The sequence below is a fragment of the Micavibrio aeruginosavorus ARL-13 genome (assembly GCF_000226315.1).
Lineage (GTDB): Bacteria > Pseudomonadota > Alphaproteobacteria > Micavibrionales > Micavibrionaceae > Micavibrio > Micavibrio aeruginosavorus_B.
On the sequence record NC_016026.1, the window covers coordinates 1,832,344 to 1,855,134 of the forward strand.

Here is a 22,791-nt window from a genome sequence, read left to right on the forward strand (position 1 = left end):
AACAATGTTGGTTTAAAAAATCAGGCGGTCGCGATATGGCGATACAATTGCCACGGCGTCATAATCCACCGGTCATGCAGGCCGAGAATGCGTTTCACCGCTTCGACGCACGTGAACGGCATCGGTGGCGCACAGCGACGCGGGGCCTGGCGCACAGTGGTCGGCACCACGCGTTGCCCCCGCCCCGCCAACCACGCCGGCAAATCGAAATCCGCCGGAACATGATGCACGGTGATTTCGGTTTTGTTGGCCAGCGGATCGCACGACAGCCAGTGCCGCCCGTCATTCAACAAAACGAAGCAATGGCGGAACCCAGGGCGCAGGAAGCGCAACCACGGCAAATCCGTTTCCCCGGTGAACACCACCCATGCGTTTTGACGGTTGGACGACGAATTGGAAAATTTGGACATCATGCTCATTCTGCGGCCTCCTGTAATACATGCATGGGAACGACAACGGACCCACCCCAAAACCGCACCATGTCGGCGCGCGGGCTTAAAATTCCCTTGTCAATAAACGGTTGTTCCATCACCGCCATGGCTTCGGTCCACAGACGGTGGGCGCGCTGTTCCTGCGCGCGGCGCGGATCGGGCGGCAGCATACGCAGCCCGTAATGGCGCAGGACCAGCATGTGATCCATGCTTAAGGAACGGTTGCGGTGCAGACGGTCCAGAACGCGCAGCACATCGATCGGTTCGCACGGGCGGGCCACCAGGCCAGCGCCCTGCAGGGATTTGGCGCCGTCGATGCGCGCCTGCTGTGCCTGCATGAACCAGAACCAGAGCGCGTCCATCGAATCGAAGGGCTGCGCCGCTGCGATTGTGACGGGGTTCGGGATATATCGGTCTCTCGCCATGCCTTTACTCCACACAAAGGTTCGTATAATGTTCTCAAACAATGCACGGCCCCATACCGCTTTGTTCTCATTTTGTTCTTTATGACGGAGAAACTTTGCCCTGTCAAGCCCAAAATAGGAAAACGTTCCTTTCTTTTTTGGTTTACGGGCGAAAAATATGATGGGATTATTCTCCTATGTTTACCCACGATCAAATCTGGACCGCTATCGACCGCCTGGCCAAAGACCGGGGCTATTCCGCATCGGGATTGGCTCGTCAGGCCGGGCTCGACCCGACATCCTTTAACCGCAGCAAGCGCGTCAGCCCCAGCGGCAAGCCGCGCTGGCCATCGACTGAATCCATCGCCAAAATCCTGTCCGTCACGGCCTGCGCCGTCGGGGATTTCCTGTCGATGGGGGGGATCGAAGCCACAGGCAAGGCCGCCGCCAGCGTACCGTTGCTGGATCTGGCCACGCTGGCCGGCGGACGCAACCCCACCGGGACGCGCGAAAAAGGCAATAAAGACAAGGACAAAATCGCGCCAGCCCGGATCGCCGCATCCGCCGCGCACTATGGCCCGGCCTGTTTTGCGACCCATATTGATGACAAACGGTTTGAACCGTTGTTCCGCAAAGGGGCGGACCTGCTGATTGATGCCGATTGTGAAATGACCGCCGGGGACCGCGTTTTGCTGTTCTCCCGCCGCGATGGGCTGGTGTGTGGCGTGGTCAAGACCGTTCAGAAAAACGGCTGGGACTTAACCTTGCCCGGCAACGAGCAGAAAACGATAACCGCCGCCGACACAGCATGGATTGGCCGCATCGTACTGGCCACCCAATAAGCGTAAGCCCCTACTCTCTATATAAGAGTACACGCGGGCTTGCCCGCCAGAATAAAACCCTTTAAACCATGCGAAACCCGAGAGTGGAGAGAGCATCGCCATGACCGAAGTCAGGAAAAACACACGCCCGGTGAACCAGGAAAGCCGCAGCGATCTGTACGTCCGCACCCTGTTGCGCGATGGTGAGACCCTGACCCTGATGGGCCAGATCCATTACGGCATTTACTGGAAGGCCGCCGCCTTGGGGGGCTTGAGCCTTATCCTGCTGCTGACCGTGTTTAATCTGGGCGTTTTCATGCTGATCATTACGGCGTTGACATTGATCTATGCCGCGCTGACCAAGCATTATTTGTTGCTGGCCCTGACCAACAAAAACGTCATCATCCGCTTCGGCATCATCAACCTGGACACCGTGCAGGTGCAGATGAACCGCATCGAAAGCGTCCAACTGGCCCGCACCATCATGGGCCGCTTGCTGGGTTATGCCAGCGTTGTTGTGACCGGTACGGGTAACCGCGTGATGATGATCCCCTTTATCGCCAACGCGGACCAATTCCGCGCGGCATTGGAACACCAATTGAATGCGCGCGATGACGCGCAAATGAAAAATCAGGACGCGTAAACCTATGTCGCATACCCCCGCTGCTCTTTGTATTGGCGTTTGCAATGTTGATGTCATCGCGCATGTTGATGATTCATTTCTGGAACGCCACAGTCTGGACAAGGGCACGACCACGGTGTTGAGCAGCGACGCCCTCCTCAACCTGATGGGCTATCTGAACCGTCCGTTCTATCTGCCCGGCGGATGCGCGGCGAATACGGCCTGTGGTTTAGGTCTGGAAGATGTCGACACCACCTTCTGCGGCATGATTGGCACCGATTTTTACGGCGATATTTTCCGCAACGGTTTTAAATCGTACAACGTTGCCTATCACCCGGTGACGGATGTGAAAAAACACACATCGTTGTGCATTACATTGATCACACCGGATAAAGAACGCAGCTTCGTTCTGGCCACCGATATGGCCAGCTGGTTCCTGCCTGAAAACACGCTGCCGGATCGCGACACCACGCGCCCGCTGATCGTCTATATCGAAACCAATATGTTCCGCATGACCGCCGGAACGGATAAGCCGTCAATGGTTCATGCCGTTCTGGATAAATATGCGGCGGATGATGCACGCATCATCCTCAATCTGGTCGACACCGAAGTCACCGGCCACCATCGCGACCTGATCACCGCGCTGATGGGGGACCGTCTGGCCTTTATCGTTGGCAACCATGAAGAGATGAAGGTCCTGTTCAACGCCGACACGATCGAGGCGATGGAGAGCGCCGCGCTGGCCTCTGGCCAATCCTGCGTCATCACCATGGGTGATCGCGGCGTCACCCTGATCCATAAGGACGCAATTTCGCGCATCCCGTCCGTCGTCCACCTGAAACCCGCCGACATCGTCGATACGGTCGGCGCGGGCGACCAGTTTTCCGCCGGGTTTATCGCTGGTCTGGTCGAAGGCATGGATCTGGAAGCCTGCTGTGCCCAAGGCATGCAGCACGCCACCGAAATCCTGCGCCAGCCGGGCGCCCGACCGCTTGCGGCCTAAATCAACGACACCGCTTGCGGCGTAGTCGGCACCACCACACACCACAGAAGCATTCCCGCGAAAGCGGGAATCCATGGATCCCCGTTTACACGGGGATGCCAGAAAGAGAAAAGCACGAATAGATTGACCTTTGTGAAAAGGAATATTATCCTATTTCTATGTTTTCGCCCGAAACCAACGCCCGCTATGATGGGCCGATGCCGCACCCTTTACGCACCCGCGCAGCCCCGCCCGCGCTCTATGGCCCGCCACCCGCCTTGGCCGCGGATTTATTCGACCACTTTACCCGGCTGCGGCAATTGCGCCGGACAAACCCATCCGATCAACCGTTGAAAACCCTGTATGCACGGATCGCCGCCTTGCACGCGCGGCTGGTTCGGTTAAAGTCATGGGACGTTTTTTAAACACAGGCCAAGACATGAGCACAGACCGTAAAGAGATCGCAAAGATTGCCGCGCAAATCTTGCTGGATACCAAAAGCGTTTTGTTCAACGTCGAACATCCTTTCATCTTCACATCCGGTCGCGCCAGCCCGGTGTACACCGATTGCCGCCGCTTGATCGCCTTCCCGGCGGAGCGCACGCAATTGATGGATTTTGGCGCCGATATTATCCGCAGCCAATGCCCAAACGTTGACTATATCGCCGGCGGTGAAACGGCGGGCATTCCCTACGCCGCGTTTATTGCCGAACGGTTGAACAAACCGATGCTGTATGTCCGTAAAAAGCCCAAGGGCTTTGGCCGCATGGCCCAGATCGAGGGCTGCATGGACCAAGAAGGCGCAGAAGCCATTCTGGTCGAAGACATGCAAAGCGATGGCGCCAGCAAAAAGGTCTTTATTGACGCGCTGCGCGCCGCCGGGGCACAGATCAATCATTCCTTCGTCATTTTCCATTACGGCATCTTCCCGTCCAGCGAAGCCAACATGAAAGCCATGGGCGTGACGCTGCACGCGCTGACCACGTTCTGGGATGTTTTGGCCGTGGCGCGGGAACGTAATTATTTTGACACCGCCACGCTGGATGAAGTTGAAAAATTCCTGCACGCGCCGGAAGATTGGTCCAACGCCCATGGCGGCCAAGTGAAAGAAGGAATTTCCCATTGATGCGGATTCATTTTACAGCCAACGACACCGATGAAGCACAGGATGCGATCCGCACCTTAACCGCGGCCCATGGCCAAACCGGTGTGGCGGATGCGGATGTCATCGTCGTTCTGGGCGGTGATGGCACGTTGTTGGAAACCGTGCATAAAACGCTGAAGCACAACAAGCCGGTTTATGGCATGAACCGTGGGTCGGTTGGTTTTCTGCTCAACCCCTATCGCCCCGACAATCTGCTGGACCGGTTGCAGGGCGCACGCGCCATTACGCTGTACCCATTGAAAATGATCGCAAAGGACAAAAACGGCCGCACGGTCGAGGCGCTGGCGTTTAACGAAGTCTCCTTGCTCCGTCAAAGCCGTCAGGCCGCGAAAATCGGCATTGCGCTGGATGGCGTTGAACGATTGCCGGAACTGATCTGTGACGGCGTCCTGGTGTCCACACCCGCCGGATCAACCGCGTATAATTTTTCCGCCCACGGGCCGATTATTCCAATGTCGGCCAATGTACTGGCCTTAACACCAATCAGCGCGTTCCGCCCACGCCGCTGGCGCGGGGCCCTGCTGCCCAGCCACACCAAAGTCCGCTTTGAAATTCTGGAAGCCGAAAAACGCCCGGTCAGCGCCACCGCCGATTACACAGAAATGCGCGACGTGGTGCAGGTGGACATTGTTCAGGACAACACCACCCCGTTCACAATCCTGTACGATTCCGACCATATGCTGGATGAACGGATTTTGCGGGAACAATTCGAACCCTAAGCTTATGGCCTCGGTTGCGCCTTTGCCGCGCGGGCCGTGTGCAGCAGGAACAATCCCGTTTCCGATGGATGGTTCAGGATAATATCCGCCCCACCTTGCGTTGCGGTGCGTTTGATATCCGGGGCGCGACCATTGCGCACCTGAATCACCACACCTTGCGGGAATTTTTGCGCATCACTGACCAGCAACGCCGCCGCGCGGTCATTGCCGCCGGGGGACAGGCTATCCCCCATAAAGATGGTCAGAGCGTTGCGATCCACATAATCGGCGTTATCAATCGCATAGCCCTTGTTGAACACTTCGGACAACACCGTCACGTCATGTTCCGTATCGCTGTGGATCACAAATATTTTTTCACCATTCACCACCGGATGATGGGGTGATTGCAGGATGACCTCAAACGCGCCACGCGCCTCGGCCAGAATGGCGGCGCGCGCTTGCGGATTTTTGTCAATCATGTTGCGCGCATCAATATTCACGCATCCGTGTTTGTAATGCACGATCAGCCCCGGCGTCAGCGCACCCAGCGCCCCCGCCACCTTGTTAAACTGTTCAATGATGTAATCGGCCCCGGTCGGCAAAGGCAGTTTTTCGATGACAGTGCCACCGGCTCGCATCAATTCCGTTCCATGACTGCCCATGATGTGGAATGGCGGTTTTGTTTGCGAAACGGGCAAGCGGGCCAGCATATTTGCCGCCGACCGCCCGGTAATCATTGTAAAGGACACGTTCGGATGATTGATCAGCGACCGAATCCCCACCAACGCATTGCGATCAATCTTGGCCCGCAACGGGTCATTGCCGGACTGGCACAACGTGTCATCAAAATCGCTGAAAATCTGCACACGCTCGCCCGCACGGATTGCGGTGGAAACGCGATCAACCAATGTTTTTATATCCATTGTCTTATACCCTGTTCAATGAAGCCCGTTTAATTAGGCCTTGCGCGGTTTTCCCGGCGTTGGACCTTTGGGGATGGATCGCAATTGGCGTTCCTGCCCCAGATCATTTTCAATCGTGGCCAATGAGGCCGCCAATTGTTCGTTGATGTTGCCGCCATCAATAATGCCCGTCTGCGGCACCAGGCCCAGACGTTTGGCAACATCCTGATACGCTTCGATCACACCGCCCAGATCATGGCGGAAACGATCCTTGTCCAGCTTCTCACCCGTTTGCGCATCCCACAGACGGCAATTATCCGGTGAAATTTCATCGGCCAAGAACAGATACAATTCCCCGAATTCGCCGTGCATGCGACCAAATTCCAATTTGAAATCGACCAGACGCAAACCAACCCCGGTGAACAGGCCGTTCAAATAATCATTGATCCGCCATGCCATGGCCAGCAGCTCGTCCAGCTCATACGGGTCGAGCCAGTTGAACGCGATGATGTGGTCTTCGTTCACCAACGCGTCGCCGCTTTCGGCCTTCTTGTAATAAAATTCCACCACCGGGCGGGGCAGGATTGTCCCCTCTTTCACACCCAGGCGCTGGCACACCGGACCGGCGGCAATGTTCCGTACAACAACCGACAACGGGATCATGTCCAGCTGGCGCACCAGCTGTTCGCGCATATTGACGGATTTCAGGAAATGGGTCGGAATGCCGATCGTTTCCAGACGCGTCATCAAATGCGCGGAAATGCGGTTGTTCAACACGCCCTTGCCCGCGATCACGGCTTTTTTCGAATTGTTGAACGCGCTGGCGTCATCCTTGAAATACTGGATCACCGTTCCCGGCTCCGGTCCTTCATAGATGATCTTGGCCGCGCCTTCATAAATCACGCGACGTCTTGACGTCCGCGGGTCTTTGTTCCACATCATGGGCACAACTTTACAGAATGGGGTCGATAAGGCCCCTATATAACCATGGATTCAGCGGCTTTCAAATGCTAGATTTGGGCCGAAATTCGCATTTTTAACCCCGACCAAGAGGACCGGACAGTATGTCGAGCTTTAATGACCGCAAGGACGCTTTTGAAAACAAATTCGCCCATGACGAAGGCCTGCGCTTCCGGGTCGAAGCCCGCACCTGCAAGCTGTTTGGCCTGTGGGTTGCGGAACAGCTGGGCCTGAACGGTGCCGATGCCACCACCTATGCCGGCGAAGTCGTCGCCGCCAACCTGGAAGAAGCCGGATTTGACGATGTGAAACGCAAGGTCCGCCCGGATATTGATGCCAAGGGGCTGGATATTTCCGACCACATGCTGGACACGATGCTGGACCAGTTCGCCCAAACGGCCAAAGAACAGATCATGGCGGAATAACCCCAAACCGGGTGACCGATTAAAAAAGCCCCGTAAAACGGGGACGTTTTTATATTCAATTTTTTTGTTTTGTGTTCCCTAGTCCAACTCGCGGCTGGGTCTCTTAATCGGACCCGTAACCTTCGAACGTGCGCCTGTGGGAAGTCTCTGTCGCGGACTTTTGCACAGGGCGTGACCACCTCTTCAAATTTGGTATGGGAGAATTGTTAGCCAAGCGGGACTGGGGATGCAAGCAATAATCCATCCTTTCGCTACAAAATCACGTAATAAAGTTGCGAATATCAGCATTTTTTCCGAAAATTCGGTCTTTTGCGGCGCATCATGCCATTTTTTCGCCCTTTTTCACCACCCAAACCACCCCTGCCCCACCCCCGTTTTTCGCGTTTTGCGAACCGGGATGGTAGGATGAAAGAATAAGCCAGCCAGACAGAGACCTTCGCAAGCCGCTTCCGCTGGCCCGATTCCCTTGCTATGGCTTAAAGACCCTTTAAAAACAGGCACAAGGATAGGCGCACAAAGATGGCGACATTCTCCCTCCCCACGCTGAAACGCGGCATCAAGCTGGATATTCCGCTCTCCGTTGCAGGGTTGATGCTGGCCGGGGCGGCGGCGACGGATTACCCGCTGAACAATATCGGCCTGATCGGGGCGGTCATCGGCATCGTTTTCTTTATGGCGCGGGAGGCGGACCGCCTGTTCACCGGGCGCGCACGCACCGCCGTTCTGGTGTGGTGGATGGCGTGTTTATGTGTGCTGTTCGTGGTCAACATCCCGGTGGCTTTGATTATGACCCTCTTGCCCAGCGTGGTGTATGCCCGCCGTCACCGGGCCCAGGCCGCCCTCTCCGACGATTTTTTGATGGCCATGAAAGACCGGGGATACCGGCTGATCATCCTGGCCATGGTGTTTATGGTCGCCACGGCGGCCCTGTACGGGTTCAAAGTGGTCCCAAAAATCATGGATAAACAGGCGATAGAACTGGAAAGCTATTCCAAAGTCTCTATTTAACTCCCGGAAAAGCCGCTGAAAAGTCCGCGAAAACTTGCGCATTTTTGAGCGCGTGAGTATGCTAAACCCATCAGAAGGATACGGAAGTAACGCCATGGGCATGACCGCCGCCGCCATTGAAGACTTGATCCGCCAGGGCATCCCCGATGCACAGGTTCAAATTTCCGATCTGCGCGGTGATGGGGACCATTATGCGGCGTATATCGTGTCGGAATCCTTCCGCGGGAAAAGCCGCGTGCAGCAGCACCAGATGGTCTATGCCGCGCTTCAGGGAAAAATGGGGGCCGAGCTGCACGCACTGGCCATCCAAACCGCAGTACCGCCAGAAGAATAATGGAATCAGAAACACTGCGTAAAGAAAGAGAGTGACGAGGAATGGATAATATTATTTTCGACCGCATCCGCAGCGAAATCACCGCCAACGATGTTGTTTTGTTTATGAAGGGCACCGCCGTGTTCCCGCAATGTGGCTTTTCCGCTGCGGCTGCGCAAATTCTGACCCAACTGAATATCGCCTTCAAGGATATCAACGTGCTGGAAGATAGCGGCATCCGTCAGGGGATCAAGGATTTCGCCCAGTGGCCCACCATTCCGCAATTGTACGTCAAGGGCGAGTTTATCGGCGGCTGCGACATCATGCGCGAAATGTTCGCCAGCGGTGAATTGCAAGATCTGCTGCGCGACAAGGGCGTGGCCTTCAGCGACGCGGCATAAGCTTCGACCGCACAATTTTTCCAATAAAAAGACCGGATCGCTCCGGTCTTTTTATTACTCGGATTTTTAATGCGATGGCCCGGTTTGTACGGCCTCAACGGTCTTGATCCGGCGAGCATCCATTTCAACCACGGTCAGGGTCCAATCCCCAATCGTCATGGTATGGCCGATATCCGGCACGTGGCTGGCCTGGGACAGGATCAATCCGGCCACCGTGGCATAATCACCATCGGGCAAATCCGGCAGATTCAACAATTCCTGCACATCTTCGACCGGGGTCAGACCATCAATCGTATATCCCTTGGCCGTTTCGGTATAAGACGGAGCCGAGGCGACATCTTCCAGCCCCGGAATTTCACCGGCAATCGCTTCGAGAATATCCATGTGTGTGACCACGCCTTGCGTCGCGCCATATTCATCGACCACCAGAACGATGTCCTTCGGATGTTCCTTAAACAATTCCAGCAAGCGCAGAATATCCGTCGTTTCATGCACGGTCAGGGGGGCGTGAAGCGTGCGGTCAATATGCGGAACACCATCACGGATATAGGCCGAGAGCAGATCATCCTTGTCGATAATGCCCACAACGTTATCAATATCACCCCGTGTCGCGATAATGCGCGAGTACGGGCTGGATTCAATTTCCGCCAGAATGGCGTCCGGTTCATCATCCAGATCAATCCAGTGCAGATCCGGGCGGGGTGTCATAACCGATCGCGCATCCCGGTTGGTCAAGGCCAGAATACTGCGGATCATTTTTTCTTCTTCGGGTTTGAAAATATCCGTGTTTGGATTGTTTTTCATCAACGAGATCATGTCCATTTCACTGACCCCGTCATCGTCATGGCCCGTGGTTCCCTTGCCCGTCAACAGGCGCAAAACCGCATCCGTTGTTTTCTGGCGATAATCTGTTGTATCGGCCAGACGACGGCGATGTTTGGCCAACGCCGTCTGGTTGAACGCTTCGATCAGAAGCGAGAAACCGATGGCCGCATACAGATACCCCTTCGGAATATGCGCCCCCATCCCCTCAGCGACCAGAGAGAAACCAACCAGCAGAAGGAAACCCAAACAGAGCATGATCACCGTCGGGTGGGCATTCACAAAGCGGGTCAGCGGCTTGCTGGCCACAATCATGATGCCGATCGCCACCGTGACCGCGCAAATCATCATACCGACATCATGGGTCATGCCCACCGCGGTAATCACGGCGTCCAGCGAGAACACGGCATCCAGAACAACGATCTGGGCCACCACGACGCCAAAGCTGGGAACAACACTGACATTTCTGTTCCCGTGACCAAACCCTTCCAACCGGCCATGAATTTCCGATGTGGCCTTCATCAACAGGAACAAACCGCCCCCCAGAAGGATCAGATCACGACCGGAAAATTCCATTCCCATGACCGCGAACAATGGCGCGGTCAGCGTGACCATCCACGAAATACTGAGCAACAGAACCACGCGCATCAACAGCGCAAGGATCAGGCCGATCACACGGGCCTTATCACGCTGATGCGGGGGCAGTTTATCGGCGAGAATTGCGATAAAGACGAGGTTATCAACACCCAGAATAATTTCGAGAAGAACCAGCGTCCCGAAACCCGCCCACATTGTGGGGTCCAACATCCATTCCATGGCTTTTGAAAACCGCTCCTTTCGTCGTTACGTCAGTTGCGCGGCAATTTGCTATCGCGATGAATATTGGCGGATATGATCAAACCGAACCCGATCATGGCCGCCAGCATGGATGTCCCACCATAGGACACCAGCGGCAACGGAATCCCCACAACCGGGATTAACCCCATAACCATAGCAATATTGATAAACACATAAAGGGAGAAGTTCACCATCAGACCAAAGGCCAGCAAGCGCCCATACACATGGCGACAGCGGAACGAAATCCAGCCGCAGTATATGAAAATCAACAGCAACAGGCCCAACAACACCAAGCCACCGGTCAGACCCCATTCTTCGGCCCACAGCGTGAAAATAAAGTCCGTTTGTTTTTCCGGCAGGAAGTTCAGGTGGCTCTGGCTGCCGTTCAGGAAGCCTTTGCCCTCAATCCCGCCAGACCCCAGCGCGATTTTCGATTGCATAATGTGGTAACCAGAGCCCAGCGGATCGGCCTCTGGATCGAGGAAGGTCAGAACGCGTTGTTTCTGGTAATCGTGCATATAGAAATGCCAGACCAGTGGAATGGCCGCCAGCCCCGCCGCAATCCCGACGATAAACAGCCAGATCGGCGCGCCGCCTAAGAAGAACAACGCGGCCCCGTCCACCACCAGCATCACCGCCGTACCCAGGTTTGGCTGTAACAACACCAAACCGACAGGCGCAAGGATCAACAAGGCGGGCGGGATCAGGAAGGTTAAACGCCGCAAATCTTCGGACCGCGCCCCATTAAAATACCGCGCCAGCGCCATGACCAGTGCCAGCTTCATCAATTCCGATGGCTGAATCTGCATAAAGCCCAGATTGATCCAGCGTTGGGCACCCATGCCGATCTGCCCCATAAATTCGACGAAGATCAGCATGACAAATCCGGCGGCATAAATCAGATACGACATGTTGTACCAGAAGCGCTGATCAATCAGCGCCACAATGATCATGGCCACCATACAGAAGATAAAACGCACCGTTTGGCGCGACGCCCACGGGTCCATATTGCCGTTGCCTGCGGAATAGAGCGCCGCAATTCCGATAAAGGCCACCAGCGAAATCAGGACAATCAGCCCCCAATTCATATTGGCCAGCTTTTGCGACAAGGTCGGACCGGATTGAAGATCGAAACTGCCGAGCATTATCCCGCCCCCTGCGCTGGTGATGGTTCGCTTTCGGGTGTGACGGCTTCGGATTCCGGCGCAACCTCGTCCTCAATTTCAATATCGGCATCCGCCGGATCTGCGTTCAGTGTCGTGGTGTTGTTCACCTTGATGGGCGCTGGGGCAATCCCATGCCCGTCGGGCGATACAACCCGCGCCGCCGGATTGCGCTGTTGCGCCATCAAAATCAGATCTTTGGCGATCGGTGCGGCCACCGCCGAACCACCGCCGCCATGCTCGACAACGACCGAAACAACATAACGTGGATCATTATAGGGGGCATACCCGACGAACAACGCATGGTGTCGGTGGTTCCAGGGCAGATCTTCGTTCTTGATGCCCAGCGCCCGCTGTTCCTTGGTAATCCGGCGAACCTGGGATGTTCCGGTTTTGCCGGCCATCTCCATGCCCTCGATCGTGATGCGGGAACCATAGGCCGTGCCACGCGGATACATGACAACATGTTCCATCCCGTCACGCACGATCGCCAGGTGCGCCGGATTAAATCCCATGGACGGCCATTCTTTCTTCTCAACCGGAACATCGCCGATCATGGCCGTTAATTGCGGCATTACCGCGTGGCCACCATTCACCAACCGCGCCGTCATCACGGCCAGTTGCAACGGCGTTGCCTGTACATATCCTTGTCCGATCGAGGCGACAACCGTTTCCCCCCGATGCCATGGCTGGCCCAGATGGGACCGCTTCCAGGCCTGTGTCGGAATCAGACCTTTGCGTTCTTCGGCCAATCCGGTATCCAGCATCACGCCCAGACCAAAACGATTGGCCATTTCGCCAATCTTGTCGATGCCGATATCCAGCGCGACCTGATAAAAATACGTGTCACAGGATTGCGCCAGCGCCGTCACCAGATCAACACTGCCGTGCCCGCCCTGTTTCCAGCAATGGAACCGCGTATCGCCCATATTGAAATGGCCGGGGCAAAATACACGGCGCCCCGGCGTAATCGCGCCGCTTTCCAGACCGGCCATGGCCGTCACCATTTTATAGGTCGATCCCGGAGGGTACTGCCCGCCGATGGCCTTGTTGTTCAGCGGTACACCCGGATCGGCCAACAGGCGGTTCCACGTTTCCGGGGTCAGCCCCCGGCTGAATTCATTCGGGTCAAAAGACGGAACCGAGGCCATGGCATACACCGCCCCCGTTTTCGCATCCATAATGACCGCCGAGGCGGAACGCTGAACCGACAGACGCTCACGCACATAATCCTGTAATTCCGAATCAATGGTCAGGGTGACATTACGCCCTGGCTCGCCCGGTTTGCGGCTCAGCTCGCGCACCTCGCGCCCGACCACGTTGACTTCGACCTCCGCGGCCCCGGCACGGCCTCGCAATTCACTGTCCAGAACTTTCTCCAGCCCGGTCTTGCCGATTTTGAATCCCGGCATTTTCAACAACGGATCGTCAGTGGTCTGGTCCGCCTTGTCGACCGCACCCACATAACCGATCATGTGCGCAACGGCCTCACCCAACGGATAATACCGCACTTCACCCACATCAATCGACACACCGGGCAGATCGGGCAGATTGACTTCAATCGTCGCAACCTCGTCCCACGACAAATTGTCGCGAATTTCCAGTGACGCAAACCGCGGGGATTTTTTCGCCGTTTTCAAAACCGTCTGCACCGTTCCCTCTTTCAAGGGAATCAATCTGGCCACGGTATTGAGAACCTGTTCCAGATTTGTGGTTTGTTCCGGCACAACCAGCGCGCGGAAATTCTGGCTGTTCTCCGCCAGCGCGACACCGTAGCGATCAAGAATCAAACCGCGTGAGGGAGCCAGCAGCTTGACGTTAATCCGGTTATTTTCAGCCAGCGTTTTATACCGATGCCCTTCGACCACCTGCAACCAGGCCAGCCGTCCGGCCAGAACCGTCATCAACCCGCCCTGCATCGCACCGATCAGCAGCGCGCGGCGGGTAAACGACATACTCCGGTCCTTGTCACGTCTGCGTTTCATGAGGGCAACAGGCGGTGGGTCAAAATCAGGAACAACGTAATCACCGGGAACAGGAAGACCGTCATCGCTGCGGCCACCATGACCGGCATCAACGGCCCCCAGACCATATCAACCAGACCATACAGGCCCCATTGCAACAACGCCACCCCGCCAACGACGAATGAGAAAACCGCCCACGTGGTGATATATGGCTGCGCCATCAGGAAACGGCGCTGATCCCGCACGATCATCTGTACCAGTACGAAGGAAATGGCGTTTACGCCCAGCGCCGTACCGGAAATCATATCCAGCAATATGCCCACGATGAAGCACAGCGCCGGCGGCATCAAGGTTGGCCGATACACGGCCCAATAATAAACCGGCATCAACACCAAGAACGGTTTGACCACCCCCATATAGGGAACGGGCAGCGCCGTCACGTTCAACAGGAACAGTACAGCCAAAAGGATGTACGGGACCGTCAACCGAAGGGCAGCATCAATGCTGGTGATTGAAATTTGTCGCGAACGGCGTCTTCGCATGATGGATCAAGGCGCAGGCGCGGCAGCAGGTGAGATAACCGCAGGCGTTTCCGCAAGATTGTCCAGGACGGTGCGTTCCAGTACACGGTCAATGATACGAACGAAAGACAAATTATCGGCCTGCGCCAGAAGCTGGACACTGACCTGGCCATTATCACCCAGAACAACGTAACCAACCGGAACACCCGGCGGAAACAAGCCGCCATGACCCGATGTAACAATGCGCGCGCCAGCCTGTAATTCATGATCGCGCGGCAAGTGGATCAGCGCCGGTGTCGCACTGTTTTGGCCAGCGACCACAGCCTTGATATCAGATCCTTCAATAACCACAGGCACGCGCGAGTTCATGTCGGTCAGCAACAGAATGCGCGCGGCACGGCCACCGGATTCAATCACGCGGCCGACCAGACCTTCACCCGACAACACGGCCTGCCCCTTGATCACGCCGTCATTCTGCCCAGCAAGGATCAACAGACTGCGCGCAAACGTATTGCCCGCGTCCGCAATCACACGCGCCGTAATATAGGTATACGGCGGCGGCAGTTTCAGGTTCAGCAATTGTTGAAGCGATTCATTTTCGGATTTCAGGCTGAGCGCGGTTTGGTACCATTCGCGCAAGCGGGCATTTTCAGATTTCAGACGCTCATTCTCCGCCTGCAATTCGGCCAGCCCCGTCACGGCCGTCACATAATCAGCCGCCACACGGAACGGTGTGTTCACCGCGGCCATCAACGGCGCAGCCACATCGGTCGCCGCCAGACGAACCCCCTGCAACGTTGCCGGGTTCATTGCCGATGCCATAAACAGGATAACGCCAGTGGCGAGAAAGACGAGCGATGGAGTCCGCGTTCCCCACAAACGAAGGGACAGTAACCGGGTCATTCCTCTGCTGCGCGTGCGTATTCTCAAAACCCTGACCTTTAAAGCGCCCCTTTCGGACGGACGAAATGATATTCCTGAAGAGAAAATTACACCGAAAGAGGTAAAACAAATATGAAAGCCGTTTCAAGACCTTCCAATGTTTAATCTACCGGAAATTTCAACATTCGTCCACGCACATCGATTCAAATACGACGCGTATTGATTTCAAATGTATGTAAAATGCCCGTCTATATTTTCCGCGATTAGCCCATCTTTCAACAAACGGCGGCTGTGGGCCATAAAAAAGCCCGGCATCCTTACGGAAGGCCGGGCTTTCAAATCACGCGTAAAACGCCATCAGTAGCTACCAATCAGGACGTTTTTCAGGGCCTTTTCCTCTTCCAGCGCATGGCCAGTGCCCAGCGCAACGCAGGACAGCGGGTCGTCGGCAATGGTCACGGCCAACCCGGTGGCATGGCGCAGGACGTGGTCGAGGTTGCCCAGAAGCGCCCCGCCCCCGGTCAGAACAATGCCCTTGTCCACGATATCGGCGGCCAGTTCCGGCGGCGTGTGTTCCAGCGCGACCTTCACCGCCTCGACAATCGCGCCAACCGGTTCGGCCAACGCTTCGGCGATCTGGCGTTCGCTGATCATGATTTCTTTCGGTACGCCGTTCATCAAATCGCGGCCCTTGATTTCCATCTGGCGGCCCTCGCCATCGGCGGGCGGACATGCGGACCCGATTTCTTTTTTAATACGCTCGGCCGTGCTTTCACCAATCAACAAATTGTGCACGCGGCGTGTGTAGGCGATGATGGCTTCGTCCATCTTGTCACCGCCAACGCGCGCGGATTTCGCATACACGATACCACCCAATGAAATAACGGCAACTTCGGTCGTGCCGCCACCAATATCAACAACCATCGACCCCGACGGCTCTGTCACCGGCAGGCCCGCACCGATTGCGGCGGCCATCGGCTCTTCAATCAAACCAACACGGTTTGCACCAGCGGATTCAGCGGACTCGATAATCGCGCGCTGTTCAACGGCAGTGGACCCCGACGGAACACAGATCACCATTTTCGGTGAGACGAAAGAACGACGATTGTGAACTTTGCGAATGAAATGCTTGATCATCGCTTCGGTCACTTCGAAGTCGGCGATCACGCCATCACGCAGCGGGCGAATGGCAACGATGTTGCCCGGTGTCCGGCCCAGCATTTGCTTGGCCTCGTTCCCGACGGCCAGAATATCTTTCTTCCCGCCATTGATGGAAATGGCCACAACAGAGGGTTCGTTCAGAACAATGCCCCGCCCGCGCACATAAACCAGCGTGTTGGCCGTGCCAAGGTCGATGGCCATATCATTCGACATAAAACCGAAAAGCTTAGAGAACATGGATGATGGTCCGAAAAATCGAGAAAGGAGGGATGGTCTTCTTTATTCTGTATAGCAGAGAAAAAATGGCTTTTCACCTGCTATTCTTCATTTTCGTGGACATGAAAAAAGGCTGGCGGCACCGACGGTGTCCCAGCCTCTGATCCCATGTCACAAGAGCAATTAGCCCTGGCGCACTTTCATGCGCGGGTTTTTCTTGTTGATGATGTATACGCGGCCACGGCGACGCACCATTTTGCAGTTGCGGTCACGGGATTTCAGCGTTTTCAGCGAGTTCACGACTTTCATGGCACAATTCCATATATGTCCAAAATTCCTACAGAGGCCGCACAATAGCCATCGCCCGCCCCCCTGTCAAGCGTTCCTGCCGCACTTTTTTGAGAAAGAAAACGTATATTTATCAATGCACTAGGAAGGATCAGGCCGCCACGCTCAGTAAAACAAGCATGATATAAGCGAAATGAGTCAGGTTGTGGGCCTCCTGATCCAAGCCAAAGGACCACCAGAACCACCGATCATTCGGCCCCCAGCCATAGCGGCGGGTGATGATTCCCTTGGTCCGGTCAATGGTCCCATGGACGACACAATCCACCAATCCCAGCCACCACAGGCCCGGCGCGAAGACCAACATTATCAAAAATGTCATCGCCCCATGAATGGCCGCATGGATCGCCAGAGCCGTATATCCCGCCAGCCCGGGCGCGCCCTTGTTCATCGCCATCCAATCCGTTTGCAACAGGAAATCCCCCGCAAACTGCTTGGCCCGGAAGGTGAGATAGAGCAGCGGTAAAAGAACGATCCACGATATCATACATATGTCCCCTTCATATCGCCCCCGTCGATAATTATGGAAGCAATCTGCGATGCCGTCCAGCAAAGGATTGATTTCGTACGATTGCATCCGTTTTGTTAACCATCCATTCACCGACCTGCCCCATTATGGTGTGGGGGAAATTCCCGAACACTCTGTTGCGACCATCATTTCAAAAACTGCGGACTTCGACTTTGACAAAATCCGATTCAAACGGCGCCAGCCATTCCAAACGCAGCTTCGACACCGGCGAAATCATCATGCGCCAGGGTGATGCGGGCGATTGCGCCTATATCATCGAAGAAGGCACCGTCGAAATTCTGATCGAAAAACCCGATGGCCGTGTGCAACATGTTGGCACACGTGGCCCCGGCGCGTTGATTGGCGAAATGGCCATTGTTGACAGCGCACCGCGCACCGCGACCGTGCGCGCGTTGAAACCATGCAAGATGCTGGAAATCACGATGGAGGATTTCACCAGCCGCCTGACGGGCACCGACCCCGTCATGCAAATGATTATGCAGGTGATCCTGACCCGTTATCGCGACACGCTGACGCGCGCGGATATTTTACACGATAGCGATTCATTCCCGCCGCCGGAAATGCTGGAACAGGATCTGGCGGAAAAAGCCGATGTGGTTGAATCCATCAAGATCGCAAACGAATTTCAAACTGCGCTGGAAAACGGCGAACTGTCCCTGCACTATCAACCCATCATTGATTTGACGCGTGGAAACGTTGTCGGGTTCGAAGCCTTGATGCGCTGGATCCATCCGGAGAAGGGTTTTATTTCCCCCGGTGTATTTATTCCCATTGCGGAAAAGAATGGATTGATTGTTCAGGCCAGCCGTTGGGCGCTGGGTGAATCATGCCGCGCCCTGCGCCGGATCGAAGCCCGCGTGGGCGCCGATCGTGAAATGTATATGAGCGTCAACTTCTCCTCGACCGATTTCGCGTCGGAGAATTTTATTGACCACCTCTACAATATCATCAGCGAAAGCGATGTTTTGCCGACGCAGGTCCGTTTGGAAATCACCGAGCGTCTGCTGATCCAGCAGCCGGACAACGCCAAAGCGATGTTGCAGATGTGTAAAGATGCCGGCATGGGCATCGCCATCGACGATTTCGGCACGGGCTATTCCTCGCTCAGCTATCTCTACTACTTCCCGATTGATACACTGAAGGTGGACCAAAGCTTCGTTCGCGCGATGCAGCGCGATGAAAAAAGCCTGGAACTGGTGAAATCCATTGTCGGGCTGGGCAAAAACATGAAAATGTCGATTATTGCCGAAGGTGTTGAAACCGTTGAGGAAGCCCGCCTGCTGCAGGATATGGGCTGTGACAAGGTTCAGGGGTATTATTTTGCGAAACCGATGCCGGAAAAAGACGTCATCGAATTCCTGCGCAATTATCAGCCCATCAAATTGCGGGCCTAGCCCCGACCCTACCCGTATGAATTTCCAGCAAAATCCGCAGGTTTTCTGCGGATTTTTTGGTGCATAAAATTTTATCTATATCCGGCTCAAGTCCTTCAAAGATTTCAATAAAATGCAGGACAATAATTACACGAAATTAAACAATGTCCGGGATAATGAGAGAATGCGGCACAGGTGTATGCACCGGTCCGCATCGTGTGCATCGCGGATCACAATGGGGATTTCGCGGGTGAATTTGGGGAATATCAAAGGGGTTTAAAGATGGCACGGAATGTTGATGGCAGTGTCGAGGGCGTTTCTAGTTCCGATCAGGGAACCGTGAAAACAATCGATGCCAGCGGGCAGACGAAAATAGATTTGCCTGATTCCAGTTTCATCACGGATGTCACGATGACACGTGACGGGCAAGATCTGACCCTGCGCAATGATGATGGTCAAACCATCACCATCGAAAATTATTTCACCGCAGACACCGCCCCCGTCCTCAGCAGCCCGAATGGCGCCATCCTTAGCCCCGCGATGGTAAAATCCTTCGTTCACAGCGAAACCGCCGGTCAATACGCACAAATGGGATCCGTCGATGATGTCAGCCCCGTTGGCGAAATCACCGAATTGAACGGCAGCGCAACCGTCACCCGGGCCGATGGCACAACGGAAACCATCACGCTGGGAACAAAAATATTCCAGGGCGACGTGGTTGAAACCCAGGGCGATGGCGCGGTGAATATCACCTTCATTGATGAAACCAGCTTTGCCGTATCTGAAAACGCCAAGCTGGCCATTGATGAATATGTTTTTGATCCGGCCAGTGGCTCGGGCAAAACAGATTTCTCGGTTCTGAAGGGCGTGTTCGTATTTACGTCTGGTCTGATCGGGCGTGAAGATCCGGATGATGTGACGATTGATACGCCTGTCGGCTCCATCGGTATTCGCGGCACGACCATTATGGGTGACATTGATCCGAGTGGTGAAAGCCAGATTACCGTGGTCGAAGGGGCCATCGTCGTCCGTACCGAAGCCGGTGAACGCACGTTGGCCGAACAATTCGAAACTGTCACCTTAACGGGGCAAAATAGCGAACCAGCCTATCAGGGCACGTTGGATGCCAGCCGCGTGACCGATGATTACGGCGCAGTGAAATCCGTATCCGGTACCTTATTCAGCGCCTTTGGCACAAGCGACGCCCCGGCTGCAAACGATGCGGGCGACGCCCCCGCCGATGCCGCCGCCCCGGATGCATCGGACACCACCGTGCCCGAAGGCGACGAATCCGGCGCAGCACAGGACAGCGCCCCGACGGACGCGCCCCCGCAACAGGATGGCGCGTTAAACCTCGCCCCTGTAACGGATACAGCCCTGGTCGGTGATGACACCATGACAGGCGGACTGGATAGTGGCTTTGATCGCGCCGTTGATAGCGGTACGACCCTGACCAACATCGCCGGGTCGACGGGCAGCACCGTAGGAACAGCGATTAACACGGTGGGCAGCGCACTGGGGTCGACCACAACCAACACCGCCCCGGCCCTCACCACAACACGGCCAACAGACACAACATCACCAACCGATCCTTCCGCCTTGCCCAGCACGGGCACGGATGCAGGAACAGGCTCGGGTGGAGGTGGCGTCACGACACCGCCGCCACCGGTTCTGGCCCTGAATCTGAACATGCTGGGCAACCTGAGCGATATCAGCCTGTCCGGCGTTGTGGTTGGAACGGTGTCAACAACCGTGGCCTATACCGAAACGCTGAATTTTGTTCTGAACTCACCGTTAAGCGGTGGTGGGGATCCGCTGTTCCAGCTGGTATCCACGGGACCGGATTCGGCCAATATCGTGCTGACCGCGGCCGGAGCCCTGCATGTTCTGGCCAACCAGACTTATAATCTGAGCATCAGCGTTACCGAACCATCCAGCGGACGCACGGCATCAACCGCCAACACCGCCCCGGTTATGGATGAAGCGAATATCTCGCTGAACGACATTCTGTCGGCAGGGTCCACAGCCGATGGGCGTTATATCCCGTCCATCTCTGCCGGTTCGCACCATGCGCAGGCAGTCGCAGCCGTGGGCGATACAGATGGAAATGGTACAGCCAATTATATTTTCGCCAGCGACAATACATTGTTCCTGGATGATAATAGCGGCAACATTTCACAATATAGCTTGTCGACATTGGGCTTTGACAATACCGAAGGCCTGTCGATCAACGGCGTTGGTGATGTGGATGGCGACGGCCGTCTGGATTACATCGTCGGTGGACGAAATACAGCCAGCGGTGAAGGCCGTGCCGTTTTAATTGGCGGTGATGGCACCGTATCCGGCATTAACGGCTCCTCCGGCGTCAGCCATTTTGGCCATGAAGCCATTGGCATTGGCGACATTAACGGCGACGGTTATGCCGATGTGATGATTACATCGCCCAGCGCCTCCGTTTATGGCAAGGCCGGGATTTATCTGGGTGGCAGTGACTTCAGCAATATTTTGACGGCCACGCCGGACTACGTCATTAACGGCCCGTCCACAAACAGCAACCTGGGCCGTGAAGCGGCCAGTCTGGGTGATTTGAACCAGGATGGGTTTGACGATTTCGCCGTGACCGTACCGAAAACAGCCGGAGCCGTAAATGGTGAGGTCTGGATTTATAACGGCGGCAACACGCTGAACACCGCCAACCCGTTCAAAATCACTGGGTTGCAAACCGGGTCCGACGGCGGCTTGGGCCTGCTCAATCTGGGTGACATGAATGGCGGGTATAAAAACGACTTTGCCATTTATGAAAGCGGAACCGACACCGTTCACGTGATATTTGGCGAGGGAAATACATTCCTGTCTGGCGGCACCGCCACGATCAGCACCGTATCGGATTTGCGCATCACGGCCAGTGACGCCAATTCGAAAATTGAAAGCGGCGGCAGCGTTGGCGATTATAACGGCGATGGCCGTGATGATATGGCCGTTGCCGTGCGCACCGATTCAACGATGGATATTTACGTGATTTACGGCCGTGCCGGTGTGGCCGGTTCCATCGATCTGGATAACCTGACACTGGAAAAACACCAGTACGAACACATCCGTATCAACCTCGCCGATCCGGCTTTGGGACTGGGCAACCCCACAACCGACCCGTTCGACGTTGAAATCACCGCTCTTGGTGACTTGAACGGTGACGGATATGACGATTTTGCCATCGGCACGCCCGACAGCAATGGCGGCGATGGTGGCTTGTACCTGATGTACGGGCAATCCGATGGCGGGTTGACCTCCAGCGGGCAAGCCGTGGTCACCGGCGCAAGTGCCACAGCAACGGCTGCGGGTCAGGCCGTTGTAGGGACATACGCCAATGATACCCTGTCCGATGGCGGTGCATTCTCGAACATTGCCATCAATGGCGGCGCAGGAAATGATGTCATTACCCTTTTCTCTGCCAACACACGCCACGTTGATGGCGGGGCGGGATATGACCAGGTCAAGCTGAACACCTCTGGGCTTATTGACTTGAGCGGTGCCGATGGATCATTCAGCAGCAACAGCCTGATGAATGTCGAGGAGATCACCCTGATGCAGGCCTCGAGCACATTAAAAATGGACATGGCCGACATTTTCAAACTGTTGCAACAATCGGCCGACAACCAGCTTTATATCAACACCGAAGGGACGTTGACTGGTTCGCTGCAATTGTACGAAGGTGGAACAGTTGAATCGCTGACCGCCGCCGGGTTCACGCAAACGGGGACATCCAGCGTCGGCGGAACCGATTACAATGTGTTCGAAATGGGTGGATACCAGCTGTATGTCGACACAAACGTCGCTGTAGCCGTCTGA

The 22,791-nt window shown here is 55.5% G+C and carries 24 protein-coding genes; 12 read left to right on the top strand and 12 right to left on the bottom strand.

Features of this window, described 5'->3' with window-relative positions:
- Positions 1-20: 20 nt before the first annotated feature.
- Together MICA_RS08745 and MICA_RS08750 are read right to left on the bottom strand one after the other, a co-directional pair.
- On the bottom strand, positions 21-419 hold the full coding sequence (locus MICA_RS08745; protein ID WP_014103381.1) for a hypothetical protein: 399 nt from the start codon (positions 417-419) through the stop codon (positions 21-23).
- Positions 416-856: a hypothetical protein gene (locus tag MICA_RS08750; RefSeq protein ID WP_049782126.1), complete on the bottom strand. Its 441-nt coding sequence runs from the start codon at positions 854-856 to the stop codon at positions 416-418. Before MICA_RS08750 ends, MICA_RS08745 begins: the two co-directional genes overlap by 4 nt.
- Positions 857-1,032: 176 nt before the next feature.
- On the opposite strand from MICA_RS08750, the gene MICA_RS08755 reads away from it, so the two are divergent.
- The 6 genes from MICA_RS08755 (at position 1,033) to MICA_RS08780 (ending at position 5,144) form a co-directional block, all read left to right on the top strand.
- Complete coding sequence (locus MICA_RS08755) at positions 1,033-1,677, top strand: helix-turn-helix domain-containing protein (RefSeq protein WP_014103383.1); 645 nt, start codon at positions 1,033-1,035, stop codon at positions 1,675-1,677.
- Between the two features lie 100 nt (positions 1,678-1,777).
- Positions 1,778-2,299: a PH domain-containing protein gene (locus MICA_RS08760; RefSeq protein WP_014103384.1), complete on the top strand. Its 522-nt coding sequence runs from the start codon at positions 1,778-1,780 to the stop codon at positions 2,297-2,299.
- Positions 2,300-2,303: 4 nt separating this feature from the next.
- Entirely contained in the window at positions 2,304-3,281 is a 978-nt protein-coding gene (locus MICA_RS08765; RefSeq protein WP_014103385.1) for an adenosine kinase, read from the top strand.
- A 158-nt stretch (positions 3,282-3,439) separates the two neighbouring features.
- Positions 3,440-3,685 (top strand): hypothetical protein, encoded by a 246-nt coding sequence (locus MICA_RS08770; protein WP_014103386.1) that lies wholly within the window; start codon positions 3,440-3,442, stop codon positions 3,683-3,685.
- 14 nt (positions 3,686-3,699) lie between these two features.
- Positions 3,700-4,386 (top strand): orotate phosphoribosyltransferase, encoded by a 687-nt coding sequence (locus MICA_RS08775; RefSeq protein WP_014103387.1) that lies wholly within the window; start codon positions 3,700-3,702, stop codon positions 4,384-4,386.
- A complete protein-coding gene (locus MICA_RS08780) occupies positions 4,386-5,144 on the top strand; it encodes an NAD kinase (RefSeq protein ID WP_014103388.1) in 759 nt (252 codons plus the stop codon). The genes MICA_RS08775 and MICA_RS08780 overlap by 1 nt, the downstream gene beginning before the upstream one ends.
- A gap of 2 nt (positions 5,145-5,146) precedes the next feature.
- On the opposite strand, the gene MICA_RS08785 is transcribed toward MICA_RS08780, so the two are convergent.
- Together MICA_RS08785 and purC are read right to left on the bottom strand one after the other, a co-directional pair.
- Complete coding sequence (locus MICA_RS08785; RefSeq protein WP_014103389.1) at positions 5,147-6,046, bottom strand: HAD family hydrolase; 900 nt, start codon at positions 6,044-6,046, stop codon at positions 5,147-5,149.
- 33 nt (positions 6,047-6,079) lie between these two features.
- Positions 6,080-6,967 (bottom strand): phosphoribosylaminoimidazolesuccinocarboxamide synthase, encoded by an 888-nt coding sequence (gene purC, locus MICA_RS08790; RefSeq protein ID WP_014103390.1) that lies wholly within the window; start codon positions 6,965-6,967, stop codon positions 6,080-6,082.
- 122 nt (positions 6,968-7,089) lie between these two features.
- On the opposite strand from purC, the gene MICA_RS08795 reads away from it, so the two are divergent.
- The 4 genes from MICA_RS08795 to grxD all read left to right on the top strand — a co-directional run bounded on the left by MICA_RS08795 (position 7,090) and on the right by grxD (position 9,132).
- Positions 7,090-7,410, top strand: coding sequence for a DUF1476 domain-containing protein (locus MICA_RS08795; protein WP_014103391.1), 321 nt, complete (start codon positions 7,090-7,092; stop codon positions 7,408-7,410).
- Between the two features lie 519 nt (positions 7,411-7,929).
- Positions 7,930-8,418: a hypothetical protein gene (locus MICA_RS08800; RefSeq protein WP_014103392.1), complete on the top strand. Its 489-nt coding sequence runs from the start codon at positions 7,930-7,932 to the stop codon at positions 8,416-8,418.
- Between the two features lie 94 nt (positions 8,419-8,512).
- Positions 8,513-8,752, top strand: a complete 240-nt coding sequence (locus MICA_RS08805) for a BolA family protein (RefSeq protein WP_014103393.1) — start codon at positions 8,513-8,515, stop codon at positions 8,750-8,752.
- Positions 8,753-8,793: 41 nt separating this feature from the next.
- Positions 8,794-9,132, top strand: a complete 339-nt coding sequence (grxD, locus tag MICA_RS08810) for a Grx4 family monothiol glutaredoxin (protein ID WP_014103394.1) — start codon at positions 8,794-8,796, stop codon at positions 9,130-9,132.
- 66 nt (positions 9,133-9,198) lie between these two features.
- Here the strand turns inward: grxD and MICA_RS08815 are convergent, their stop codons facing one another.
- From MICA_RS08815 to MICA_RS08850, 8 genes are all read right to left on the bottom strand, one after another.
- A complete protein-coding gene (locus MICA_RS08815) occupies positions 9,199-10,770 on the bottom strand; it encodes a TerC family protein (RefSeq protein ID WP_041793978.1) in 1,572 nt (523 codons plus the stop codon).
- Positions 10,771-10,802: 32 nt separating this feature from the next.
- Positions 10,803-11,936, bottom strand: coding sequence for a rod shape-determining protein RodA (rodA, locus tag MICA_RS08820; RefSeq protein WP_014103396.1), 1,134 nt, complete (start codon positions 11,934-11,936; stop codon positions 10,803-10,805).
- Positions 11,936-13,909 (bottom strand): penicillin-binding protein 2, encoded by a 1,974-nt coding sequence (gene mrdA, locus MICA_RS08825; protein WP_014103397.1) that lies wholly within the window; start codon positions 13,907-13,909, stop codon positions 11,936-11,938. Before mrdA ends, rodA begins: the two co-directional genes overlap by 1 nt.
- 26 nt (positions 13,910-13,935) lie before the next feature.
- Complete coding sequence (mreD, locus tag MICA_RS08830) at positions 13,936-14,460, bottom strand: rod shape-determining protein MreD (RefSeq protein ID WP_236619889.1); 525 nt, start codon at positions 14,458-14,460, stop codon at positions 13,936-13,938.
- 6 nt (positions 14,461-14,466) lie between these two features.
- Positions 14,467-15,261 carry a rod shape-determining protein MreC gene (gene mreC, locus MICA_RS08835; protein ID WP_014103400.1) on the bottom strand — a complete coding sequence of 265 codons (795 nt, stop codon included), beginning with the start codon at positions 15,259-15,261 and terminating at the stop codon, positions 14,467-14,469.
- A 417-nt stretch (positions 15,262-15,678) separates the two neighbouring features.
- Entirely contained in the window at positions 15,679-16,719 is a 1,041-nt protein-coding gene (locus MICA_RS08840) for a rod shape-determining protein (RefSeq protein WP_014103401.1), read from the bottom strand.
- A gap of 162 nt (positions 16,720-16,881) precedes the next feature.
- Positions 16,882-17,007: a type B 50S ribosomal protein L36 gene (gene ykgO, locus MICA_RS08845; protein ID WP_014103402.1), complete on the bottom strand. Its 126-nt coding sequence runs from the start codon at positions 17,005-17,007 to the stop codon at positions 16,882-16,884.
- Positions 17,008-17,137: 130 nt separating this feature from the next.
- A complete protein-coding gene (locus tag MICA_RS08850) occupies positions 17,138-17,530 on the bottom strand; it encodes a DUF3307 domain-containing protein (RefSeq protein WP_014103403.1) in 393 nt (130 codons plus the stop codon).
- Between the two features lie 194 nt (positions 17,531-17,724).
- On the opposite strand from MICA_RS08850, the gene MICA_RS08855 reads away from it, so the two are divergent.
- Both MICA_RS08855 and MICA_RS08860 read left to right on the top strand, forming a co-directional pair.
- On the top strand, positions 17,725-18,966 hold the full coding sequence (locus tag MICA_RS08855) for an EAL domain-containing protein (RefSeq protein ID WP_014103404.1): 1,242 nt from the start codon (positions 17,725-17,727) through the stop codon (positions 18,964-18,966).
- Positions 18,967-19,227: 261 nt separating this feature from the next.
- Entirely contained in the window at positions 19,228-22,791 is a 3,564-nt protein-coding gene (locus tag MICA_RS08860; RefSeq protein WP_014103406.1) for an FG-GAP-like repeat-containing protein, read from the top strand.